The organism is Pseudomonas brassicae (assembly GCF_010671725.1).
Taxonomy (GTDB): Bacteria; Pseudomonadota; Gammaproteobacteria; order Pseudomonadales; family Pseudomonadaceae; genus Aquipseudomonas; species Aquipseudomonas brassicae.
In genome coordinates this window covers 1-893 of record NZ_JAAHBU010000637.1, presented here as the reverse complement: position 1 = coordinate 893, position 893 = coordinate 1, and the positions used below count along the sequence as shown (strand labels likewise).

At 50.2% G+C, this 893-nt stretch carries 1 protein-coding gene; it reads left to right on the top strand.

What is annotated here, in order from left to right; translation table 11 throughout:
• Window positions 1-406, top strand: a 406-nt coding sequence (locus tag G3436_RS26845; RefSeq protein WP_243667356.1) for a YgjP family zinc-dependent metalloprotease, incomplete at its 5' end; no start/stop codon positions are given.
• Window positions 407-893: the final 487 nt, after the last annotated feature.

Below are 893 nucleotides of genomic sequence, written 5' to 3'. Positions count from 1 at the left end.
TTCACCGCATCGCGTTTCACACGTTGATAATCCCGGAGGGCGTGAGTATCCTCCCGATGCGCTGATGCCCTTGCTGGAGCGGTTCTACCGGGAGCGGGCACACGAGAAATTGTTGGTGCGTGTACGCCATTGGCAACGAGAAACAGGCCTGCAAGCGACTGGCGTTCGTATCCGTCACTTCCAAAGCCGTTGGGCTAGCTGCGATGCGAACAATATATTGGAGTTTCATCCGCGCGTGATGGAGTTACCTGCCAGCGTGCAGGATTACGTCATCGTCCATGAGCTGTGTCATACGGTGGAAAAGAACCACACCAAGACGTTTTGGGGGATGGTGGCTAGCCATATGCCGGATTGGCAGAAGCAGCATCAAGTGCTTGAGCTGGCGGTATTTGGGAACGCGGTATAGACGAAGAAAATCCCAGCAAGAAAGCTAAAACAGTTTTATGAGAAAACCACCCATGGCAATGAAGTGCAGTCTGCAAGAAGGCTGATCTCCATCCACTGCTCTCAGACTACGGAAGAGCTTTGGTGATGTTATGACACTGTTGCTCGCATTCGATTCACGCTATCTTCGGTTTAGTGATTGTAAAACCACTGTGGGCGGTACAACACCACTCTTCACGTAAATCCCCCCCGACTCTACACAATAATCCGTGGATGACTAATGGTATCAGTCAAGCCTGGTACGGAATCTAAAATGTCGTCTGAGTGGATATAACCGCTGATCTGATAGATGAGTTCTATTAGCGGGGTGCGCCAGTTCCTACGAACTAGATCGAAGAAAAAAGCCTAGCTCCTCGTCGACCGGTGAAGATAGTGGTGCATTCGGGCCGTTGTGCATCATGTAGCATAAATGCCATAGTGCTAGTACGGAAATCGGTAACAATAAACTG